The 20,755-nt window shown below is 58.9% G+C and carries 21 protein-coding genes; 20 read left to right on the top strand and 1 reads right to left on the bottom strand.

Annotated features, from left to right (window positions below; genetic code table 11):
• The first annotated feature begins 59 nt into the window (after nucleotides 1-59).
• From E2F50_RS12545 to E2F50_RS12450, 20 genes are all read left to right on the top strand, one after another.
• On the top strand, nucleotides 60-1,370 hold the full coding sequence (locus E2F50_RS12545) for a flagellar hook protein FlgE (protein WP_133316516.1): 1,311 nt from the start codon (nucleotides 60-62) through the stop codon (nucleotides 1,368-1,370).
• Nucleotides 1,371-1,384: 14 nt separating this feature from the next.
• Nucleotides 1,385-2,854, top strand: a complete 1,470-nt coding sequence (gene flgK, locus E2F50_RS12540; protein WP_133316515.1) for a flagellar hook-associated protein FlgK — start codon at nucleotides 1,385-1,387, stop codon at nucleotides 2,852-2,854.
• A gap of 2 nt (nucleotides 2,855-2,856) precedes the next feature.
• A complete protein-coding gene (locus tag E2F50_RS12535; protein WP_133316514.1) occupies nucleotides 2,857-3,885 on the top strand; it encodes a flagellar hook-associated family protein in 1,029 nt (342 codons plus the stop codon).
• Between the two features lie 45 nt (nucleotides 3,886-3,930).
• Complete coding sequence (flaF, locus tag E2F50_RS12530) at nucleotides 3,931-4,278, top strand: flagellar biosynthesis regulator FlaF (protein WP_133316513.1); 348 nt, start codon at nucleotides 3,931-3,933, stop codon at nucleotides 4,276-4,278.
• On the top strand, nucleotides 4,275-4,724 hold the full coding sequence (gene flbT / locus E2F50_RS12525; RefSeq protein WP_133316512.1) for a flagellar biosynthesis repressor FlbT: 450 nt from the start codon (nucleotides 4,275-4,277) through the stop codon (nucleotides 4,722-4,724). Before flaF ends, flbT begins: the two co-directional genes overlap by 4 nt.
• Nucleotides 4,715-5,146 carry a flagellar hook assembly protein FlgD gene (flgD, locus tag E2F50_RS12520; protein WP_133316511.1) on the top strand — a complete coding sequence of 144 codons (432 nt, stop codon included), beginning with the start codon at nucleotides 4,715-4,717 and terminating at the stop codon, nucleotides 5,144-5,146. The genes flbT and flgD overlap by 10 nt, the downstream gene beginning before the upstream one ends.
• A 134-nt stretch (nucleotides 5,147-5,280) precedes the next feature.
• Nucleotides 5,281-5,547, top strand: a complete 267-nt coding sequence (fliQ, locus tag E2F50_RS12515; RefSeq protein WP_133316510.1) for a flagellar biosynthesis protein FliQ — start codon at nucleotides 5,281-5,283, stop codon at nucleotides 5,545-5,547.
• A 143-nt stretch (nucleotides 5,548-5,690) separates the two neighbouring features.
• Nucleotides 5,691-7,781, top strand: coding sequence for a flagellar biosynthesis protein FlhA (flhA, locus tag E2F50_RS12510; protein WP_133316509.1), 2,091 nt, complete (start codon nucleotides 5,691-5,693; stop codon nucleotides 7,779-7,781).
• Nucleotides 7,778-8,530, top strand: coding sequence for a flagellar biosynthetic protein FliR (gene fliR, locus E2F50_RS12505; RefSeq protein WP_133316508.1), 753 nt, complete (start codon nucleotides 7,778-7,780; stop codon nucleotides 8,528-8,530). The genes flhA and fliR overlap by 4 nt, the downstream gene beginning before the upstream one ends.
• Nucleotides 8,531-8,537: 7 nt before the next feature.
• On the top strand, nucleotides 8,538-8,957 hold the full coding sequence (locus E2F50_RS12500) for a hypothetical protein (protein WP_133316507.1): 420 nt from the start codon (nucleotides 8,538-8,540) through the stop codon (nucleotides 8,955-8,957).
• A gap of 29 nt (nucleotides 8,958-8,986) precedes the next feature.
• Nucleotides 8,987-9,544: a rod-binding protein gene (locus tag E2F50_RS12495; protein ID WP_133316506.1), complete on the top strand. Its 558-nt coding sequence runs from the start codon at nucleotides 8,987-8,989 to the stop codon at nucleotides 9,542-9,544.
• A 15-nt stretch (nucleotides 9,545-9,559) separates the two neighbouring features.
• Nucleotides 9,560-9,925 (top strand): hypothetical protein, encoded by a 366-nt coding sequence (locus E2F50_RS12490; RefSeq protein ID WP_133316505.1) that lies wholly within the window; start codon nucleotides 9,560-9,562, stop codon nucleotides 9,923-9,925.
• Nucleotides 9,925-10,464 carry a hypothetical protein gene (locus E2F50_RS12485; protein ID WP_133316504.1) on the top strand — a complete coding sequence of 180 codons (540 nt, stop codon included), beginning with the start codon at nucleotides 9,925-9,927 and terminating at the stop codon, nucleotides 10,462-10,464. Before E2F50_RS12490 ends, E2F50_RS12485 begins: the two co-directional genes overlap by 1 nt.
• 221 nt (nucleotides 10,465-10,685) lie before the next feature.
• Nucleotides 10,686-12,413 (top strand): GumC domain-containing protein, encoded by a 1,728-nt coding sequence (locus E2F50_RS12480; protein WP_133316503.1) that lies wholly within the window; start codon nucleotides 10,686-10,688, stop codon nucleotides 12,411-12,413.
• Nucleotides 12,414-12,542: 129 nt separating this feature from the next.
• Entirely contained in the window at nucleotides 12,543-13,430 is an 888-nt protein-coding gene (folD, locus tag E2F50_RS12475; protein WP_133316502.1) for a bifunctional methylenetetrahydrofolate dehydrogenase/methenyltetrahydrofolate cyclohydrolase FolD, read from the top strand.
• Between the two features lie 128 nt (nucleotides 13,431-13,558).
• Entirely contained in the window at nucleotides 13,559-14,920 is a 1,362-nt protein-coding gene (locus E2F50_RS12470; protein ID WP_133316501.1) for an ABC transporter substrate-binding protein, read from the top strand.
• 82 nt (nucleotides 14,921-15,002) lie between these two features.
• The gene (locus tag E2F50_RS12465; protein WP_133316500.1) at nucleotides 15,003-16,016 is read left to right on the top strand and encodes a carbohydrate ABC transporter permease; all 1,014 of its coding nucleotides are present in this window, start codon (nucleotides 15,003-15,005) and stop codon (nucleotides 16,014-16,016) included.
• Between the two features lies 1 nt (nucleotide 16,017).
• Nucleotides 16,018-17,178, top strand: coding sequence for a carbohydrate ABC transporter permease (locus tag E2F50_RS12460; RefSeq protein ID WP_133316499.1), 1,161 nt, complete (start codon nucleotides 16,018-16,020; stop codon nucleotides 17,176-17,178).
• Nucleotides 17,179-17,188: 10 nt separating this feature from the next.
• The gene (locus E2F50_RS12455; RefSeq protein ID WP_133316498.1) at nucleotides 17,189-18,274 is read left to right on the top strand and encodes an ABC transporter ATP-binding protein; all 1,086 of its coding nucleotides are present in this window, start codon (nucleotides 17,189-17,191) and stop codon (nucleotides 18,272-18,274) included.
• 181 nt (nucleotides 18,275-18,455) lie between these two features.
• Nucleotides 18,456-18,812 carry a hypothetical protein gene (locus tag E2F50_RS12450; RefSeq protein WP_133316497.1) on the top strand — a complete coding sequence of 119 codons (357 nt, stop codon included), beginning with the start codon at nucleotides 18,456-18,458 and terminating at the stop codon, nucleotides 18,810-18,812.
• A gap of 53 nt (nucleotides 18,813-18,865) precedes the next feature.
• On the opposite strand, the gene edd is transcribed toward E2F50_RS12450, so the two are convergent.
• Nucleotides 18,866-20,683, bottom strand: coding sequence for a phosphogluconate dehydratase (gene edd, locus E2F50_RS12445; RefSeq protein WP_133316496.1), 1,818 nt, complete (start codon nucleotides 20,681-20,683; stop codon nucleotides 18,866-18,868).
• Nucleotides 20,684-20,755: the final 72 nt, after the last annotated feature.

Here is a 20,755-nt window from a genome sequence, read left to right as displayed (position 1 = left end):
CAGCTTCACGCAAGGCCCGCCCGTTAGAACTCGAAAGCCTAAATGCAACGAGGATTGCTATGAGCCTTTTTGGAACTATGAAGACTGCCGTATCGGGCATGTCTGCCCAGGCAAACCGCTTGGGCACCGTCGGCGATAACATCGCCAACTCGTCCACGACCGCCTACAAGGGGGCTTCTACCTCGTTCTCGTCGCTGGTACTGCCTTCTACGGCGGGCTCCTATAACTCAGGCGGCGTTGAAACCAATGTTTCCTACTCCATCTCGGAGCAGGGTGCTCTCCAGTATACGACGTCCAAGACAGACCTTGCCATTCAGGGCGACGGCTTCTTCGTTGTGCAGAACGCCGCAGGCGACACCTATCTCAGCCGCTCCGGTGACTTCACCAAGGACGAAAACGGTTTCCTGGTCAATTCAGCCGGCTACACGCTCTTGGGATATTCCTACGATGCAGGCACGCCGACGACCGTCGTCAACAGCTACGATGGCTTGATCCCAATCAATGTCGGCGGCAATGAGCTTAGCGCGGTTGCTTCCACGAGCGGCTCGCTCTCCGGCAACCTCAACAGCGCCGCCCCTGTCGTGACAACGGATCTTCCGAGCGCAAATACGGAAGACGTCAAGGTTGACATGAACAGCACGCTTAAGACGTCGCTGACCAGCTACGACAGCCTTGGCAATCCGATTGTGTACGACTTCTATTTCTCCAAGACGGGTGCAGACCCTGACGCTTGGAGCCTAACGGTCTATGATGCAGCAAATGCCAGCAAGGCTGGAAGCGGCAGCTTCCCCTATCAGTTCGAAGGCAGCGATGTGCCTCCTCTGCTTGAGGATATCCAGCTGGAATTTGATGCAAGCGGAAAGCTGACGACAGTCGACGGCCTTGACGAGCTTGCGATCACCATCACCGACGACAACGACAACACCAGCGACGTCAAGATCGACCTGGCGAAGATGACGCAGTTGTCTGCAAATTCCAATATTTCCAAGGGCAGCGTCAACGGCAGCGCGCCGAGCGCCATCAAGAGCGTCGATATTGACGCCTCCGGTACGGTCAACGCGGTTTATGCCGACGGCTCTACCCGGCCGCTCTACCAGATCGCTATGGCGACTGTGGAAAGCCCCGACAATCTCGAGGTTTCCAGCGGCAACGTCTATCGCACCACCAGTGATTCCGGCGTCGTGACGCTCGGCTTTGCCGGCGCAAGCGGCTTCGGCAAGATTGTCTCGGGTGCACTCGAAACATCCAACGTCGACCTGGCGGGCGAGCTAACAGAAATGATCGAGTCCCAGCGCAGCTATAGCGCCAACTCGAAGGTGTTCCAGACCGGTTCCGATCTGATGGACGTACTGATCAACCTGGTCCGGTAGTTAGGAGTTAAGCGATGTCACTTGCATCGGCACTGAGCACGACAAAAAACATTCTCGGCAATACCTCCACCCAGACGGCGGTATTGTCGACGAACGTTCAAAATGTCAGCAACAGCGACTACAATCGCCGTACTGCGAAAACGGCGACAGATGCTTATTCCGGTGCAACGACTGTCGCGATCGAGAGAACCGAAAATACGGCACTCCTGAAGCAGACCCTGACTTCCATTGCCGACGACGCAGGTCAACAGACGCTGCTTGCGGGACTGGAATCCCTTTATTCCATCATGGGCGGCGACGAATATTCGCTGGCGCCCTCCACGGCTCTGTCCGATCTGCGCGATGCATTGCAGAATTACGCGGCAACGCCGGGTGACAAGACTCTCGCATCGGCAGCGGTCAATGCGGCCGTCGACGTTGCCAATTCGCTGAACACGGCCACCACCGAGGTGCAGAGCCTCCGTGCGGAAGCCGACACCGAGATTGGCAGCTCGGTCGACAAGCTAAATAGACTCCTGTCGGAATTTGAACAGGCCAATGATGCGGTCAAGGCTGCTACGGCGGCCGGAACCGATCCGAACAATGCAGCCGATACCCGCGAAAGCTTGTTGAAGCAGATCTCCGAGATCGTCGGCATCAGCAGTGTGACCCGGGAAAACAATGATGTCTCGATCTATACGAGCGGCGGCATCACCTTGTTCGAAACCACGGCGAGAACGATCTCCTTTGATGCAAGGACAAGCTATTCGGCAGTAGATTCCGATGGCAATCCAGTGTCAGGAAGCCCCGTCTATATCGATGGTGTCGAGTTGGGTGCTGGACAGAACAGCGACACGACTGCTCAAGGCTCACTGCAGGCGCTGTTGCAATTGCGGGATGAGGTTTACCCGACCTACCAGAACCAGCTCGACGAAATCGCTCGCGGCCTCGTTTCGATGTTTTCCGAAGAGAGTGGCGGCAGCCCTCTGCCCGGCCTCTTCGGGTCGAAGGACCCGGACTATCCGGATGCGTCGGTAGATTATGAAGATGCGGCCACTATCAATGGCCTGGCTGGACTGATCACGGTTAATCAGAATGCCGTCGGCAACCCGTTCGCGCTTCGCGACGGATCAATTGCCGGCGATAGCATCAACACGGAGAATGCGAGCGGCTTTTCCACGCTGATCAGCCGTTATGTGTCAGGCTTCGAAACTGCCATGAAATTCGATCCTGCTGCCAGGATCGGCGACAGCGCGACCATCCTCGATTTCTCGACGGACTCGATCGGCTGGGCGGAAGAATATCGCAGTGGCGCGACCAATGCTTCCGAAACGACGTCGGCCATGCTGTCGCGCGCCACTGAGGCCTATTCCAATTCGACCGGGGTCAACCTCGATGAGGAGCTGATACTGCTTCTTGATGTCGAGCAATCCTACAAAGCGGCATCCAAGCTCCTGTCGACCATCGACGAGATGCTGCGTGCCTTGCTGGAGGCTGCAAACTAGTCATGAAGACTACATCCATCTCATCTCTTTCCGTTAGCCAAGCAATGCAGCTCACTGTGAAGAATTCACATGTGGAGATTGCTAAGCTGGAGAATGAATCCGTCAACGGTGTTTTTGACGACGTGGGTCTGGAACTTGGCACCCGCACGTCCACGAGCCTTGACTATGGCCGCGAAACGGCACGGCTGCAGGCCATTGTCGACTCCAATTCGCTAGCCAATCAGCGGATGGAATCGTCCCAGCTTGCGATGAAGGAGATGTCGGCTTCCGGGCAGACCCTGCTCAATTCGCTCGTTGCTCTTTCAGGCAGCAGCGACTCGACCAGCCTCCAGGTTTCTGCCGATACGGCGATGTCGGTTCTGCAAAGCTTTGTCAGCTACGCCAACATTTCGGCAAACGGCGAATATCTGTTTTCGGGTATCAACACAGATGTCGCGCCACTCGATGACAATTTCATCGCCGATGCCGCAGACCATTTCAATTCTTCCTTCTCGGACTTCATGTCGACCAACGGCATTTCGTCTGCCTCGGACGTAAGCCCGGACCAGATGGAGGATTTCCTGGGGGACTATACGTCTTCCTTCGACTGGACGAGCTGGACCAACGCATCTGATACGGAAATGACAAGCCGCATCAGCACGTCGGAAAGCGTCACCACATCTGCAAGTCTCAATTCTGACGGCTTCAAGAACCTGGTGCTTTCAAGCCTGATCACGTCGCAGCTGGCAACTGCCGGCCTGTCGTCCGCCGCCCTGACGGCCGTCAACGCGCAAGTCACCAATCTGGCGGGCCTTTCCGTATCCGGCATCGATGCCAACCGCTCTGGAATGGGCCTTTCCCAGGAGCGCGTCGAGAAGGCCAATACGGCAATGCTGTCGCAGATGGATATCATCAACACCCAGCTGACGGATCTCGTCGGCGTGGACACCTACGAGGCTTCGGTTCGTCTCAACACATTGCTGACGCAGGTTGAGACTTCCTACACCATTACTTCCAAAATCCAGGGTCTGAGCCTCGTCAACTTCCTTTAATGGTAAGTTGCCGAAGGCGATTGTTTGCAACATGAGGGATGCAGCATGTTCCAGTTTGCGTATGCCGAGGTAGTCAAGGATGACCTCGCAAGCGCTCGTGAAAGAGAACGCCAGGTACTGGATCGTTCCATTGAGCTTCTTTCCGCGGTGCCGGATAAATCGCGGTATGGCAGGGAAGCCGTCGAGGCCGTTCACTATACACGCAGGGTTTGGACCCGATTCATCGAGGATCTGAACCAGCCTGACAACGAGCTGAGCGTCGAACTTCGCGCCAAGCTTATCTCTATCGCCCTCTGGATACTAAAGGAATGCGAACGCATCCGGAAGCGGCAGTCGGAAAACTACCAAGGCATTATTGACGTGACCACCATCATCAGGGATGGCCTAAGATGAAAAGCACACTACGGATATCGTTGAAGTCGGGCGAGAAGATTTTCATTAACGGCGCCGTCCTGCGCGTTGATCGGAAAGTGTCGCTAGAATTCTTGAACAACGTTACCTTCCTCCTGGAAAACCATGTTCTCCAGCCGGAAGACACGACGACGCCGCTTCGGCAGCTCTATTTCATCGCCCAGATGATGCTCATCAACCCGGATGGCAAAGACCAGGCGATGGCCATGTTCCGGCGCTCGATCATGATGCTGCTCTCGTGTTTCCGAAACCCGGACATTATCGAAGAGCTGAAGCAGATCGACGCTCTCGTTGCCTCGGACCGGGCATTCGACGCTTTGAAGGCAATCCGGGCTCTTTACCCGATCGAAGAGCGGATCTTGAACACCAACGAAGTCGGCCCTGCAGCCATTGCCGGCCTTAAAAGGGAGATGGCATCGTGGCAATAGATTCCATAGCCTCCGTTACGACAAAGACGGCCACCAATGCGGCGTCTTCGTCCGACGCAGCCGCCGCTTCGCTGGACTATAACGCATTCCTGCAGCTTCTGATCGCTCAGATGCAGAACCAGGATCCAACCGATCCCATGGACGCTAGCGAGCAGATCTCGCAGCTGGCGACCTTCTCGCAGGTCGAGCAAACGATCAAGACGAATACCAACCTGGAGAACCTGATCGCTCAGTCCTCCCTGTCGAATGCTTCGTCCTATATCGGCAAGACGATCACCAGTGCTGACGGCAAGACCGGTGGCGTGGTGGCTTCCATTGAAGTAACTGCTGATGGCTTGACCGCAACGACCACTAAGGGTTCGAAGATCGAGATCGGTGAAGGCATCACCATCTCCGCCACTTCGACGCCATCGTCTTCCTGACGGCTAGGTGCTGACCTAGACGAACAGCCGGTTCGCCAGGAATTACTGGCGGTCCGGCCATTGTGCAGCTTGTCTAATAGCGGGCGGCTGTCATCATGCGGCATGATTCGCGATCACGGCAGGATGATGAGCCAATGAACGAAGCCGATGCTCTCGACATATTGCATACGGCAATCTGGACAGTCCTGATTGCCTCCAGCCCGGCAGTCTTAACGGCAATGGTCGTCGGCATGATCATCGCATTGATCCAGGCGCTCACCCAGATCCAGGAAATGACCCTGACATTCGTGCCCAAGATCGTTGCGGTCATGGTTGCACTGGGTATTACCGCTCCCTTTGTAGGCGGGCAGATCTCGCTCTTCACCGACATGGTCTTTTCGCGCGTCCAGAGCGGCTTCTAGGCTCGGCGCCGAAGCGTCACCCTCACACAAGCTTCGCTGGCTAAAAGTGATCTGTCGTAACAGGTTCGGGCTCTCGCTGTCCGGCCACTCGATTGACGGGGCGCAGGACGCGCTTTCTTGTCTCATGAAGAGATAGAGCGGACATGGCAACTAGCAGCACAACGGTTTCTCCCATCAAGCCCGCCTTGAACGGTCGTGATATCGGCTTTGCGTGTGGCATCGTAGCCATCCTCTGCATCCTGTTTCTGCCGATTCCGCCCTTCCTGATCGATATCGGCCTGGCCTTTTCCATCGCATTGTCGGTCCTGATCCTGATGGTATCGCTGTGGATCCAGCGACCACTGGATTTCTCGGCCTTTCCCACCGTGCTGCTGATCGCCACCATGGTGCGCTTGGCGCTCAACATTGCGACCACGCGCGTCATTCTATCGCATGGTCACGAGGGACACAGTGCCGCCGGCGGCGTGATCGCGGGCTTTTCCAGCCTGGTTATGTCCGGCGACTTCATCATCGGTCTGATCGTGTTCATGATCCTGATCGTCGTTAACTTCATCGTTATTACCAAGGGCGCCACGCGTATCGCGGAAGTCGGCGCCCGCTTCACCCTCGATGCCATTCCCGGCAAGCAGATGTCGATCGATGCGGACCTTTCGGCCGGCATTATCGACGAAAAGGAAGCGCAGCTTCGCCGGCGCGAACTGGAAGAAGAAAGTTCCTTCTTCGGTGCGATGGATGGTGCCTCCAAATTCGTGCGCGGGGACGCGGTCGCGGGCCTGCTGATCACCGCCATCAACGTATTCGGCGGCATCATCATCGGTTATTTCCGCCATGGCATGGAAATCGGCGAAGCTGCCGATGTCTTCGTCAAGCTGTCTGTCGGTGACGGCATCGTTTCGCAGGTTCCGGCTTTGATCGTTTCGCTCGCGGCTGGCCTCATTGTCACCCGCGGCGGTACACAAGGTTCAACCGATGTCGCGGTCGTCGGCCAGCTCAGCGGATATCCTCGGGCGCTGTGGGTGTCGGCTGGATTGATGGCGACGCTGGCACTGGTTCCCGGTCTGCCTTTCCTTCCGTTCATGGGGCTTGGCATGCTTTTGGCTGGCGCTGCATGGGCTATCCCGCGGCAGATCGAGGCAAAGAACAAGCTGCTGCGCGAAACCGAGGAAAGGAAGGTCGTTCAAAACCGCGAATCCGAGAAAGATTCTGTCAAGAATGTCCTCAAGACGGCGGAAATCGAACTGGCCCTCGGCAAACAGGTTTCTCCGCGCCTCCTCGGCGCGCACCAGGAGCTCGGCTTCCGCGTCGGCAAGATGCGCAAGCGCTTCGCCAGCCAGTACGGCTTCGTCGTGCCGGAAATCAAGGTGGTCGACGACATAGCAATTGCCGAAAAGTCTTACCAGATCCGTATCCACGGGACGACGGTTGCGAGCAGCAATCTGCGGCTCGGTGAAGTGCTCGTCATCGTCGGTCAGGGCCGCAAGCCTTCGGTACCCGGCGACGAGGTTCGCGAGCCTACCTTCGGCATGCCTGCCGTGTCCGTACTCGAACACTTCGTGGAAGACCTGAAGCGAGAAGGCTTCCACCCGATCGACAACGTTTCGGTGCTTCTGACGCATGTCAGCGAGGTCATCCGCAACAACCTGCCGCAGCTTCTGTCCTATAAGGACGTCAAGATCCTGATCGATCGCCTCGATCCGGAATACAAGAAGCTGGCCGACGAAATGTGCTCGTCCCACATGTCCTATTCCGGTCTCCAGGCTGTCTTGAAGCTGCTGCTGGCCGAACGCGTCTCTATCCGCAACCTGCATCTCATTCTTGAAGCGCTGGCCGAATTGGCGCCGCATGTGCGCAAAACGGAACAACTGGTCGAGCACGTGCGTGTCCGCATGTCGCAGCAGATCTGTGGTGATCTTGCCGACAACGGCGTCCTGCGCGTCCTGCGCCTCGGGTCTAAGTGGGATCTGCTGTTCCACCAGGCGATCAAGCGCGACGCGAAGGGCGAGATTATCGATTTCGACATCGACCCCCGCACTCTCGAGGAATTCAGCGAGCAGGCCGGCCAGGTCATCCGCGAATATATGGACAGAGGCCTGCCCTTCGTACTTGTCACGTCGCCTGAGACGCGGTCTTATGTCCGCATGATCATCGAACGGCTCTTTGCGACCCTTCCTGTACTGTCCCATGTCGAATTGGCAAAGGGCACCGAGATCAAGGTCCTTGGATCGATTTCATGATAACGGACCCGCAGGGAACGATTATCGCACTCTTCCTGGCTTTCTGTCGGGTCGGCGGCTGCATCATGTTGATGCCTGGTTTTTCGTCGGCCCGACTTCCCATGCAGGTGCGACTGTTCCTTTCGGTGGCGATTTCCATGGCCGTTTTACCTATGGTTTGGGACATCATCTATCCCCGGGCTTCTTCCAATCCCGCGGCGCTGGGTATGCTGATCGCGTCCGAAACGCTGGTCGGAGCTGTGTTTGGCCTGATTGCCCGCCTCTACACGGCCGGCCTGCAATTTGCTGGTACCGCCATTTCGAACGCCATCTCGTTCAACGGGCCGCCCGGCGGCGATATCATCGAAGATAGCTCCGAGAGCCAACTCACGAGCCTGCTGGCCTTGGCCGGTCTGCTCGTACTGCTGATGCTGAATTTTCATCACGTGGTGATCAAGTCGCTGCTCGATTCCTACACGACCATACCATTGGCAGAAGGGCTCAACCCACGACGGATCCTGATTACGCTTACGGATACGCTTTCGGCCACCTTCATGATCGTGCTGCGGCTCATCAGCCCGTTTCTGCTGTACAGCATCATGTTCAACGTCGCCGTCGGCATGATCAACAAGATGGCGCCTCAGATTCCCGTCTACTTCATCTCCACGCCTTACGCGCTGATGGGTGGGATCTTCCTGCTCTATCTCGGGATCGCCGCGATGATCGACGAGTTCGTGAAGGGCTTCCCCCTCGTTTTTACCGGGCTGTGAGGCTGACATGGCCAATGATTCTAAATCAGAGAAGCTGCGTCGCCTGGTCGGCGTGCAACGGCAGCTCGAACGGCTTGCCGAATTCGAGTTGAGCGTCTCCATCGCGCGGCAAGCCGAGGTAGCGACATCGATCGATATGACGATCAATGCGATCTCTTCCGTCGACCCGATCCACAAGCAGTTCTCCAAGAACTACAGCGATCGGCTGACCCGCCTGTTCATCAAGAAGCAGCAGCTCGCGGCTCAGCAGACCATGCAGGAGGCCAGGGTGCTGAAGGAAAAGACCAAGGCCGATCGTCTCCAAGACAGGATGAAAGAGGCCGAGATCCTGGAGGAGCGCCTGATGGAGGACGAGCGGATGTACGACCTCGTCGATCTCGGCTTGTTGATGGCCACGCCAGCTTCCAGCAAGCTTGATGATCCATGATGGCGGTCTCAGATAACTAGGAGTTGAAATTGGCTATTTCTCCCCCAAGCGATCTCGTCTTGGACGTCGTTCAAGCCGCAGATCCCGGCCTGCTTCAGGCTGCACGTGAGAAGCTCAAGGCGAACGAAGCTGCCAGTCAGTCGGTGATGCTTGCATCGAATGGCGTCGGTTTCTCTCAGGCGGTCAGTCAGTCCGAAAAGGCCGTCAAGGAAATCGACAATGTGCGCGTGTCGCACAAGAAGGAAATTCCGGAAACCTATCGGAAGTTCGAAGCCAGCGTCGCCTCTACCTTTATCCAGAACATGCTGCCCTCCGACAGCGAGGAAGTCTATGGAAAGGGTGCGGCCGGCGACTTCTGGAAGGGCATGATGGCCGAGCAGATCGCTGACGCGGTCTCCAAGCAGGGTGGCTTCGGCATTGCTGAAAAGCTCTTCGCGCAGTCGGTCCAGCATGCCCGGGCGGATGCCCCGAATGCGACGACGAGCGAAAAGGATCGGCAGCTGGCCGTGGGCATGATCACGGATTTCCAACGCCAGATCCTGTCTCCCGCCGAAACCGACAGCACCTCCAAGAAGACAAACTCCTAACCATTGAAGGTTGATATGGAAGTCGTTTCTACCGACTATCGCATCAAGACGGTTCTTTCGCGTCTTGAAATGATCATCGACAACGAGAACGAGCGCATTGGACGCGACACCGGTTTCGACCTGAAAGTGTCGAACGCCCACAAGAGCCGTTGCCTCTACGAACTGACCACCCTGTTCCGTGGGCCTGACGTCAAGGAGACGTCGGCGCCTTACCTCCAGCAGCTGGTCGGCCTCAAGAAGAAGCTGAAGCTCAATGCCCAGCGGGTCGAGGCTCATCTCGAGGCGGTTCGCGCTGTCGCTGACATTCTCAAGAATGCGGTGAAAGACATGGATGCCGACGGGACCTATTCCGAACATCAATTCCGGTATGGCGCATCCTGATGATTAAAGTGCTGCTGATCGGGCTCTGGGTCTGCATCGTCTCCATTGGGGGTGTCTATCTGTCCGCCCGCATGTCGGAGGCGACCGCGACTGCGGATGCCGCTCCGGCGCCCGTCGTCACGACGGTCGTGCGCGGAAACCCGATCAGTATGCCGGTTATCCACAATGGCGCGGTTGACGGATATTTCCTGGGCCGCATCTCCCTTTCGGTGGATAGCGAGAAGTCGAAGAAGGTCCAGCTGCCGATGGACGCCCTTCTGACGGACCAGCTTTTCAGTCTGCTGATGGGAAATCCGATGATCGACCTGAAGAATGTTGGCTCGTTCGATCCGGAGAACTTCCGCAACAAGATCAAGGACGGCATCAACGCCAAGCTCGGCGATGCCGTCGTGGCCAATGTGATGATCGAACAGCTCGACTACATGTCCAAGGAAACGATCAACACGAATACGGCCCGGCGCGGCAACAACCCGATTCCCGCACAGAAGATTGTCGAGGGCGTGGTGGTGGAGGCGCCGGCGCCGGCTGCTTCCCATTGAACGGCTGACCTCAAGACCTCTCGGCCCCGGGGGTTCTGCCTAAGTTGCAGTTCAGACAATTGACTGCCGTTTGAATAACGGCTCTCGCTCCGCCACCTTGTGCGCAATCGCGCCTAGCCCAGGTGCCGCGGTTAACGGTTTATTTGCCATAGATATTTAGACTGTCTTAAGCAGCGGCATTGCGCGTGCATGCCCGCGTCACAAATGATTGCGGTCTGAGCATGGAATATTTCGAAGGTATCAGCGGCGATACGCAGGCAGACGGGGGCAGGGACAGCGCACGGCCCCGGCGCCGGCGCTCCGTGCTGCTTGCCATCGGCCTCGCCGGAATGGTTGGCGCTGCACTTCCGGTTTTCGTTCAGCAGATGTCGGCGCCAAGTTTCGTCGCTAAGACGGAGCTCAAAGTGGAGACGGCAAGCGAAGGCGCCGTCACTTCGGCCTTGGCCAAATTGCGGTCGAAGGCCAATCTCGACAATCTTGTCCGCGCCTTCAACCTGTCGAAGGGCAGCGAGTTTGCCATCGACCGCTCAGGCTTTGCCCAAGTCGTCTATGACATACTATCCGGCGGCGGGATGACCGTGGCCGAAGCCGAGGCCGATCTACGCAGCCGCCTTTCGGACGCCATTGCCCTTGATTACGATAAAGCTCATGGGGCCGTTGCGATTTCCGTAACAGCCGCTGCGCCCGAAGAGGCGAGGCAGCTGGCAACCATGTTGGGCAGTACTTTTGCCGCCGGCATCGACACCGCGGCCGAGCAACAAGTTCCGGATGCAGTCCTGGATGGACTGCGCCAGACCCTTGAGCGCGCCGAGGCTACACTGTCAGGCTTCCTTGCCAAGGTGGACGACAAGAGGCTGGCGGAGCTGCGCCGCGTGCAGACGGACAGCCAGTCGCTCGTAAAGGACGTCGCTCAGGCCGAGGCGGACCTGGCGCAGATGCGGCGGAAGGTGGAACAAGCCGGGGCCATGACGCTTGCCACTGTGCTGGGTAAGCCTTTGCCCGACAGCCTGGAATTCACCGGACTGGAATACCAAAGGCAGAGGCATGTAGAAGCCAAGCTCGCCGTCGACCAATTGTCCGGCAGTCTCGGCCCTCGCCATCCGCGCCTTGTTGCGGCACAGGGCGCGCTGGAGGACGTTCGAGCCGATATCCAGCAATCGCTCAAGCAGCTCGTCGCGTCCCTGCAACGGGATGAGGCGACGGCCGCCAAGCGGTTTTCGGAGCTCAAGACACGTCAGGCAACGCTGCGTGGCGACAAGCAGACAGCCGAAGCGGCGGAAAGACTGGCTGCGCTGGAAACGACCGTGAACGAGGCGCGTCAAAATTATCTCGAAGGTCAGCAGCGCCGGCGGTCTACCTCGATGCAGCCGGTTCAGGTGAAAGCTCAGGTCGTCAAGCCCGCATCTGCCCAGCCCGTGCAGCCGAGCCTACCCGACATGCTGACGAAGAGCGCCCTCGGGGGACTTGCGGGTCTTCTTCTTGGGGCAGCTTGCGCCTGGATCCGGCGCCGGCGGTTCGATGAGGCAGAAGGCCACGAAACCTCTGAGACGGAAACATCGCAGCCGGCATCACCGGTTTCCGAAATTGATCTCTTGGCGGATGAAGACTTCGCCGAACTTGATCTGATTGAGGATGACGCACCGGTCGTTTTCGAGCGGTTTGCTGCGAACGATCATCCCCTGCCAGCCAATCAGACGCCGCTTGCCGATCACATCCGCGAACTGCTGATGGCAAACCGCCGCCCCGCCGCAGAATCCCAGCTTCCGCCCTTGGTTGCTGCGGTCCTGGCACGCGGTTCTGCTGTCGAGACTGTGGTGCATGAGCCTCGAAGCCGCGCCAACGCAGCCTCTCGGGAGGCACTGGACTTGGCGGCATTGCGGCGCGAAATGGCGCAGCTTTGCGAGAAGGTTCAACAGCATTCCGGCCGTCGCCAAGCGGCACGGCGCTGACGCCTGCAAATCGAATCCGCCAAATCGAATCCGCTTGCATTTGCCTGAGCTGGACAGCATAGGGCGCAAGCGGGCCAGTCCCTTCTGCGCCCGCTTGCCAGAATGCAATCGTTAAGCAGGAGATGGCGTATGTCAGTGGTAATCGATGGCAAAGAAGCGGCTTCATCCGTAACGGCGGCCGTGAGCGAAGCGACGGGCTCTCTCGAACGATCGACAGGGGTGAAGCCGGGCCTGGCCGTTGTTATCGTCGGCGACGATCCGGCCAGCCACGCCTATGTCAATTCCAAGAGCAAGATGGCCAAGCAGTGCGGCTTCAACTCCATCCAGCACAGCCTGCCGCAAAAAACCACCCAGCAGGATCTTGAAAAGCTGGTGGCTGAACTCAACGCCGATCCGGCTATTCACGGCATATTGGTGCAGCTTCCGCTGCCGAAGCATCTCAAAGCCGAACCGGTCATCCAGTCGATCTCGCCCGAAAAGGATGTGGACGGGCTGAGTGTGGTGAATGCCGGCAAGATTGCCACGGGCGATCTTTCGACGGGCCTGATCTCCTGCACGCCGGCCGGCGCTATGCTTCTCGTCAAGCGCATCCATGGTGATGACCTTTCGGGTCTGAACGCCGTGGTGATCGGACGCTCCAACCTGTTCGGCAAGCCGATGGCGCTTCTGCTTTTGGCAGCCAATGCGACGGTGACCGTGGCTCATTCGAAGACCAAGGATCTTGCCGCGGTCTGCCGCGATGCGGATATCCTGGTTGCCGCGGTCGGTCGGCCGCAAATGGTCAAGGCCGACTGGGTGAAGCCTGGCGCGACAATCATCGATGTCGGCATCAACCGCGTTGCTGGCGAAGGCAAGTCCCGGTTGGTGGGAGATGTCGCCTTTGCCGAAGTTTCCCCCATTGCCGGCGCAATTACGCCGGTGCCGGGCGGTGTCGGTCCGATGACCATCGCCATGTTGATGGCCAATACCGTGATTGCTGCCTATCGCGCCGCCGGAAAACCGGCCCCGCGCTTCTGATGCCTATCGACAGGCGCTAGCGGAGCGGCCCTTGACTCCTCCGCAAGCGCCTTAAATCTCTATCCGGTAGCCGTGTTCCAGCGGCACCATTCAGGCGGATGAACAGCCTTGATGGGGAGGATGGATCGATGAAGGTATCATTGTGGATCGGGACGGCCGTTGCTGCTCTGATTGCAGCAAGCGCTGGTGCCCAGGAGCTCAAGTTCCCACCGGGGCAGGACGCCCGCTTCAACTGGAAGAGCTACGAGGAGTTTAAGGCCGGGCACACCGATATCAAAGGCGAGAGCCTGACCTTGTTCGGCCCCTGGCGCGGCGAAGACGAAGTCCTCTTCAACAGCGTGCTTGCCTATTTCAATGCCGCCACCGGTGCCAATGGCCGCTATTCCTCCTCGGAAAACTACGAGCAGCAGATCGTCATCGATACGCAGGCGGGCTCGCCTCCCAATATCGCCATTATACCGCAGCCTGGCCTGCTCGCAGATCTCGCTGCGAAAGGCTTCCTGACGCCGCTCGGCCAGGAAACGGAAGACTGGGTCAAAAAGAACTATGGTGCCGGCGAAAGCTGGGCCGGCTACGGCGTTTACAAGGGCAAGGACGGCAAGGACCAGTTCTATGGCTTCCCCTACAAGGCCGATCTCAAGTCTCTCGTCTGGTATGTTCCCGAAAACTTTGAGGAAGCAGGATACGAAGTCCCCAAGACTATGGAAGACCTGCTGAAGCTCAGCGACCAGATTGTAGAAGATGGCGGCGTTCCGTGGTGCATCGGCTTGGGATCCGGCGGCGCGACGGGATGGCCGGCAACCGACTGGGTCGAAGACATGATGCTGCATACCCAGCCCGCCGAAACCTACGACAAATGGGTGAAGAACGAGATCAAGTTCGACGATCCCGCAGTTGTCGGCGCGATCGAGGAATTCGGCAAGTTCGCCAAGAATGATAAATATGTGAGCGGCGGCGCTGCTGCAGTCGCTTCCACTGACTTCCGCGACAGCCCCAAGGGCATGTTCGACATTCCGCCGAAATGCTATCTGCACCACCAGGCATCGTTCATCTCTTCCTTCTTTCCGCCGGACAAGAAGCTCGGGACGGATGCCGATTTCTTCTACATGCCGACCTATGCGGCAAAACCTGAGCTCGGAACGCCGGTGCTGGGCGCAGGCACCATTATTGCCATCACCAAGGATTCTCCGGCTGCCAAAGCCTTTATCGACTTCCTGAAAACGCCGATCGCTCACGAGGTCTGGATGGCGCAGGCCGCCTTCCTTACCCCTTACAAGGGCGTCAACCCGGAAGCCTACGCCAACGAGCCGCTGAAGAAGCAGGGAGAAATCCTGACATCCGCCACCACCTTCCGATTCGATGCCTCTGATCTGATGCCGGGCAAGATCGGCGCCGGGGCCTTTTGGACGGGAATGATCGATTATGTCGGCGGCAAGGATGCAAAGACCGTCGCGACCGATATCCAGAAGGCTTGGGACGGGTTGAAATAGCTGCGTCGGGAGAGGTCGCGGTTATTGCCCCTGGCTGTGTGCGGCCGGGGAGGGTGTCGGTCCAAGCGTAGGAGGAGGGGTTATGATATCGCAGCTCGTATCGGCCGTCGGCGTCGTCATTGCCGGTGTTTTCGTCTGCGCACTTTACTACTGGTTTTCCGACAAGCTTCTGCAGCTCGTCTTTCCGGTACGTGAAGGTGATGTACGCGGCGCCTCGATCAACCTCAATCGCCGGGCGGCGGTGCGCCCCTGGCTGTTCCTGGGACCGGCGCTGATCCTCCTCGGCGTCTATCTCGTCTATCCGGTCATCGCCACGTTCATCCTGTCATTCTACGATCGCTCGGGTACGGCTTTTGTCGGTGCCGCCAACTACAGCTGGGCCGTGTCGGATGCCCAGTTCCGCCAGTCGATCCTCAACAACATCCTGTGGCTCGCCGTCGTCCCGGCTGCCTGCACCTTTTTCGGCTTGGTGATCGCGGTGCTCACCGATCGCATCTGGTGGGGCAATATCGCCAAAAGCCTGATCTTCATGCCCATGGCGATCTCCTTCGTCGGCGCCTCCGTCATCTGGAAGTTCGTCTACGAATACCGGGGTGGCAAGGAAACGCAGATCGGTCTTCTCAATGCCATCGTGCAGTTCTTCGGCGGCGACCCGCAGGTCTGGATCTCCATGCCCTTCTGGAACAACTTCTTCTTGATGGTGATCCTGATCTGGATCCAAACCGGTTTCGCCATGGTCATCCTGTCGGCTGCTCTGCGCGGCATTCCGGAAGAAACCGTCGAAGCGGCCGTGATCGACGGTGCCAATGGCTGGCAGATCTTCTGGAAGATCATGGTGCCGCAGGTCTGGGGCACGATCGCCGTCGTCTGGACCACCATCACCATCCTCGTTCTCAAGGTGTTCGATATCGTGCTCACCATGACCAACGGTCAGTGGAACACCATGGTGCTCGCCAATCTCATGTTCGACTGGATGTTCCGGGGCGGGGGAGATTCCGGCCGCGCGGCCGTCGTCGCGCTCGTCATCATGGCGGCGGTCACACCAATCATGATCTGGAATATCCGCCAGGCCAACCAGGAAAGCGGAGGCCGCTGAGATGAACCCTGCCGTCAGCCTGCGCCGGATCGGCCTGCCCCGCCTTCTCGTTCATCTCTCCGTCTTGCTGATCTGCCTTCTCTGGCTCGTTCCGACCTTCGGCCTCCTTGTCACCTCCTTCCGCGAGCCCCAGCAGATCGCGTCTTCCGGCTGGTGGACGGCGCTGACCGGATCGTCGCAAACCAGCGCTGTCCGGCTCGCCGACGCTGCGACCGCGCGCCAGGGGGGCGCGAACTTCATCATTTCCGGCTCTGTCTTCACTGAAGGGCAGCAAGGCCAGGTCCAGTCATTCGGTACCCGTGTCGCGGCGCCTTCCGAATTTCCGGCCGGCCAGACCGCCGATCTCGGCGAAGGCGAGAGCCTGACCGTCAACGAGGATGGCTCCTATACCTATATCAAGAACGCGCCCTTCGGAGGTGACAGGGGAAAACGCATCTACCTCACGACGGCCACGCCGCCGTCCTTCACGACGGAAAACTACCGCACGGTGCTGACCTCCCAAGGCATCGGCCAATCCTTCATCAACTCGCTGACCGTCGCCATTCCGTCGACGATCATACCGATCCTGATTTCAGCATTTGCCGCATATGCGCTATCGTGGATGGAGTTTCCCGGACGCGGGCTGATCATCGCGCTGATCATCGGCCTGATGGTCGTGCCGCTGCAGATGTCCCTGATCCCATTGCTGAAAATGTATAATGATGTGGGTGCCTTCTTCGGCCTGCCGTCGCGTAGCTATGTGGGGGTTTGGCTGGCCCATTCCGCCTTCGGCATGCCACTCGCGATCTACCTGCTGCGCAACTACATTGCCGGGCTGCCGAAAGAGATCATCGAATCCGCTCGCGTGGACGGCGCCAGTGATTTCGAGATTTTCCTGAAGATCGTGCTGCCGCTTTCTTTTCCCGCACTCGCATCCTTCTCCATCTTCCAGTTCCTTTGGACCTGGAACGATCTTCTGGTGGCCATGGTCTTCCTGGGAACCGGCAAGGACCAACTGGTCCTGACCGGCGCGCTTAACGCGCTTCTGGGATCGATGGGCGGCAAATGGGAAATCCTCTCGGCCTCGGCATTTGTTACGATCATTGTGCCGATCGCCGTGTTTTTCGGTCTGCAGCGATATCTCGTGCGGGGTCTGCTGGCCGGTTCGGTCAAGGGCGGTTAGGAGGAAAATCATGACAGGCGTGACCCTGAAGGAGATCCGAAAGGCTTATGGTCAAATTCGGGTATTGCATGGCATTGATCTGGAAATCACTCAGGGTGAGTTCGTGGTCTTTGTCGGCCCTTCCGGCTGCGGGAAATCGACGCTGCTGCGGATGATCGCCGGGCTCGAAAGCATCACCTCCGGCGAGATGTTCATAGACGGGCAGATGGTCAACGGGGTGCCGCCGTCGAAGCGCGGCATTGCCATGGTCTTTCAGTCCTATGCCCTTTACCCGCACATGACGGTCTACGACAACATGGCCTTTGGCATGCGGATCGCCCATGAAAGCAAGGAGGAAATCGACCGGCGCGTGCGCGCTGCCGCCGATATCCTCCAGCTGACGGCTTATCTTGATCGACTGCCAAAGGCTCTTTCAGGCGGCCAGCGCCAGCGCGTTGCGATCGGCCGGGCCATTTGCCGCGATCCGAAAGTCTTCCTGTTCGACGAACCGCTGTCCAATCTCGATGCGGCGCTGCGGGTGGCGACCCGGATCGAGATCGCCAAGCTCAAGGAGCAGATGCCGGACACGACGATGATCTATGTGACGCATGACCAGGTCGAGGCGATGACGCTCGCCGATCGGATCGTTGTACTTTCAGCGGGGCGCATCGAACAGGTGGGGCCGCCGCTGGAGCTTTATGAGCGCCCGAAGAACCTGTTCGTCGCGCGGTTCATAGGGTCACCTGCAATGAACATCATCCCGGCAACGGTGGCCGAGACCGGCGAGGCGACGACCATTACTCTTGGAGGCGGTCGCACGGTGCGCGTGCCGATCCGGACGGGCGCCTCGGAGAAAGGCAAATCCGTCAGCTTCGGAGTGCGGCCGGAGGATCTTTCGCCTGCATCGGGCGAGGATTATCTCCTAGAAGGCAATGTTCTGCTCGTCGAGGCGCTGGGAGAGGTGACCCTTGTTTATCTGGAAGGAAAGCCTGGGCAGGAGCCGCTCATCGCCAAGATGCCGGGGACCCTCCACGTCAAGAAGGGGGATGCCGTTCGCTTTTCGGCCGATCCCGCTAAGCTTCACCTCTTCGACGATGCAGGTCAGACATATCGCTAATGAACGCTAACGAGGCATTCACTACGTATTACTGATGCGGTGCGCCGTTTGTCTCAAATCGAGACGGGCCAACGCTCTGTTAAACTTCGGGGACTAGGCTTGCTGCATAAATATAGGAGGCAAAGTCGTGAGTGCGGCGCCTGGTGGTAAAAATCACTTTTTGAACAAGGAAGAGTCTTTCATGTACGACCGCGAGCAGCGGTTCAAGATGGAAGACACAATGAATGCGGGACGGATCGAGTATACGGAAAAAGCGATCCTCAACATGGCGCAGCGGCGTTGCGACGTCGTGAAAATCTCGATGAGCGGCGCGGTGCTCAGCCTGCTGACGCAATATGCCCTGCCGCAGCAATTCTACCTCGACATACCCGATGCCCGCATCATGAAGGTCGGTTGCCTGTTGATGAAGGTCAACGCCAACAACACGATCGACGTCCGCTTTCTGCGCCTGATGACGCAGAAGGAGATGAACCGCATCTTCGTCTTCTCGACCCATCCGAACCACCGCGACCGAACACTCGACGTCCGGGCCTGGTGAGACTTACGGCCTGTGTTAGCGTAGTAGGGCGGCCAAGTGCCGCCCTTTCTCAATCAGGCGAAGACGCTGGCGCCCTGGTCGGCGGGGCCGGCGTTGCGGCGGAAGGCGGCAAACAGCTCGCGGCCCATGCCGTACTCATTTTCCGAGAGATCTGCGATCGCGGCGGCGCGCCCTGCAAACTCCGCAGCGTCCATCAGAACCTCGATCGTGCCCGCCACGGCATCCAGGCGGATCATGTCGCCGTCCCTGATCTTGGCGATCGGACCGCCGTCGCACGCTTCCGGCGTCAGGTGGATCGCCGCCGGCACCTTGCCGGATGCGCCCGACATGCGTCCGTCGGTGACAAGCGCCACCTTGTAGCCGCGGTCCTGCAGCACGCCGAGCGGCGGTGTCAGCCGGTGCAGTTCCGGCATGCCGTTCGCCTTCGGCCCCTGGAAGCGCACGACGGCAATGAAATCCTTGTTGAGCTCGCCGCGCTTGAAGGCTTCCTGCAGCTCCTGCTGGTCATGGAAAACCACAGCCGGCGCTTCGATCACATGCCGCTCCGGCTTCACCGCCGAAATCTTGATCACGCCCTTGCCGATATTGCCGGTCAGCATCTTGAGCCCGCCGGTCGGCTGGAAGGGACAGTCGATGGAGGCCAGCACTTTCGGATCACCACTCTCGTCGGGCACGAATTCACGTACCACCTGGCCATTGCCGTCGAGCTTGGCTTCGACCGTATAGGCTTCCAGCCCATGGCCGAAGACGGTGCGCACGTCATCATGCACCAGCCCTTGGCGCAGCAGCTGCTTGATCAGGAAACCCATGCCGCCGGCCGCATGGAAATGGTTCACGTCGGCCAATCCATTGGGATAAACGCGCGCCAGCAGCGGCACGACATCGGAAAGTTCGGAAATATCCTGCCAGGTCAGGAGAATGCCGGCAGCGCGGGCCATGGCGACCAGATGCAGGGTGTGATTGGTCGAGCCACCCGTGGCATGCAGGCCGACGACGCCATTGACCACAGAGCGTTCATCGATCATCTCACCAGCCGGCGTGAACTCGTTGCCGAGTGCCGTGATCGCCAGCGCCCGTTTGGCGGCTTCGCGGGTCAGTGCTTCGCGCAGCGGCGTGCCGGGATTGACAAAGGAGGCGCCGGGCAGGTGGAAGCCCATGATCTCCATCAGCATCTGGTTGGAATTGGCCGTGCCGTAGAAAGTGCAGGTTCCGGGACCGTGATAGGATTTGGATTCCGCGTCGAGCAGTTCGGCGCGACCAACTTTGCCCTCTGCATAGAGCTGGCGGATGCGCGACTTCTCATCGTTCGGCAGGCCAGTGGTCATCGGCCCGGCCGGAATGAAGACGGATGGCAGGTGGCCGAAGCTCAGCGCGGCAATCACCAGCCCCGGAACGATCTTGTCGCAAATGCCCAGGAAGACGGCGGCGTCGAACATGTTGTGCGAAAGGCCGATGCCGGCCGCCATGGCGATCGCGTCGCGTGAAAACAGCGACAGCTCCATGCCCGGCTGTCCCTGGGTCACGCCGTCGCACATGGCCGGTACGCCGCCAGCCACCTGCGCGATGCCGCCTGCCTGGCGCGCCGCGTCGCGGATGATCTGCGGAAAGGTCTCATAGGGCTGGTGGGCCGACAGCATGTCGTTATAGGCGGTGATGATGCCGAGATTGGGCACGACATCGCCTGCCAGCGCATCCTTCTCGGCGGGGGAACAGACCGCGAAGCCATGGGCGAGGTTGCCGCATGACAAGGTGGTGCGGTGAGGTCCGCGGGTAGCGGCCCGGCGCACGCGCTCGAGATAGGCTTCGCGCTGTGGCTTCGAACGCTCGACGATGCGGGCGGTAATCGCCTCGATGCTGGAATGGGCGGCCATGATTTATCCTTTTCTGGCCAATCCCGGCGGGAAAGGCCGTTGACCTTGGATAAGGCCTTCGAGCCACCGGGA

Source organism: Rhizobium deserti, from assembly GCF_004358025.1.
Classification (GTDB): domain Bacteria; phylum Pseudomonadota; class Alphaproteobacteria; order Rhizobiales; family Rhizobiaceae; genus Neorhizobium; species Neorhizobium deserti.
The sequence above is the reverse complement of the archived record's forward strand: the minus strand, read 5'-3'. Positions and strand labels throughout refer to the sequence as shown.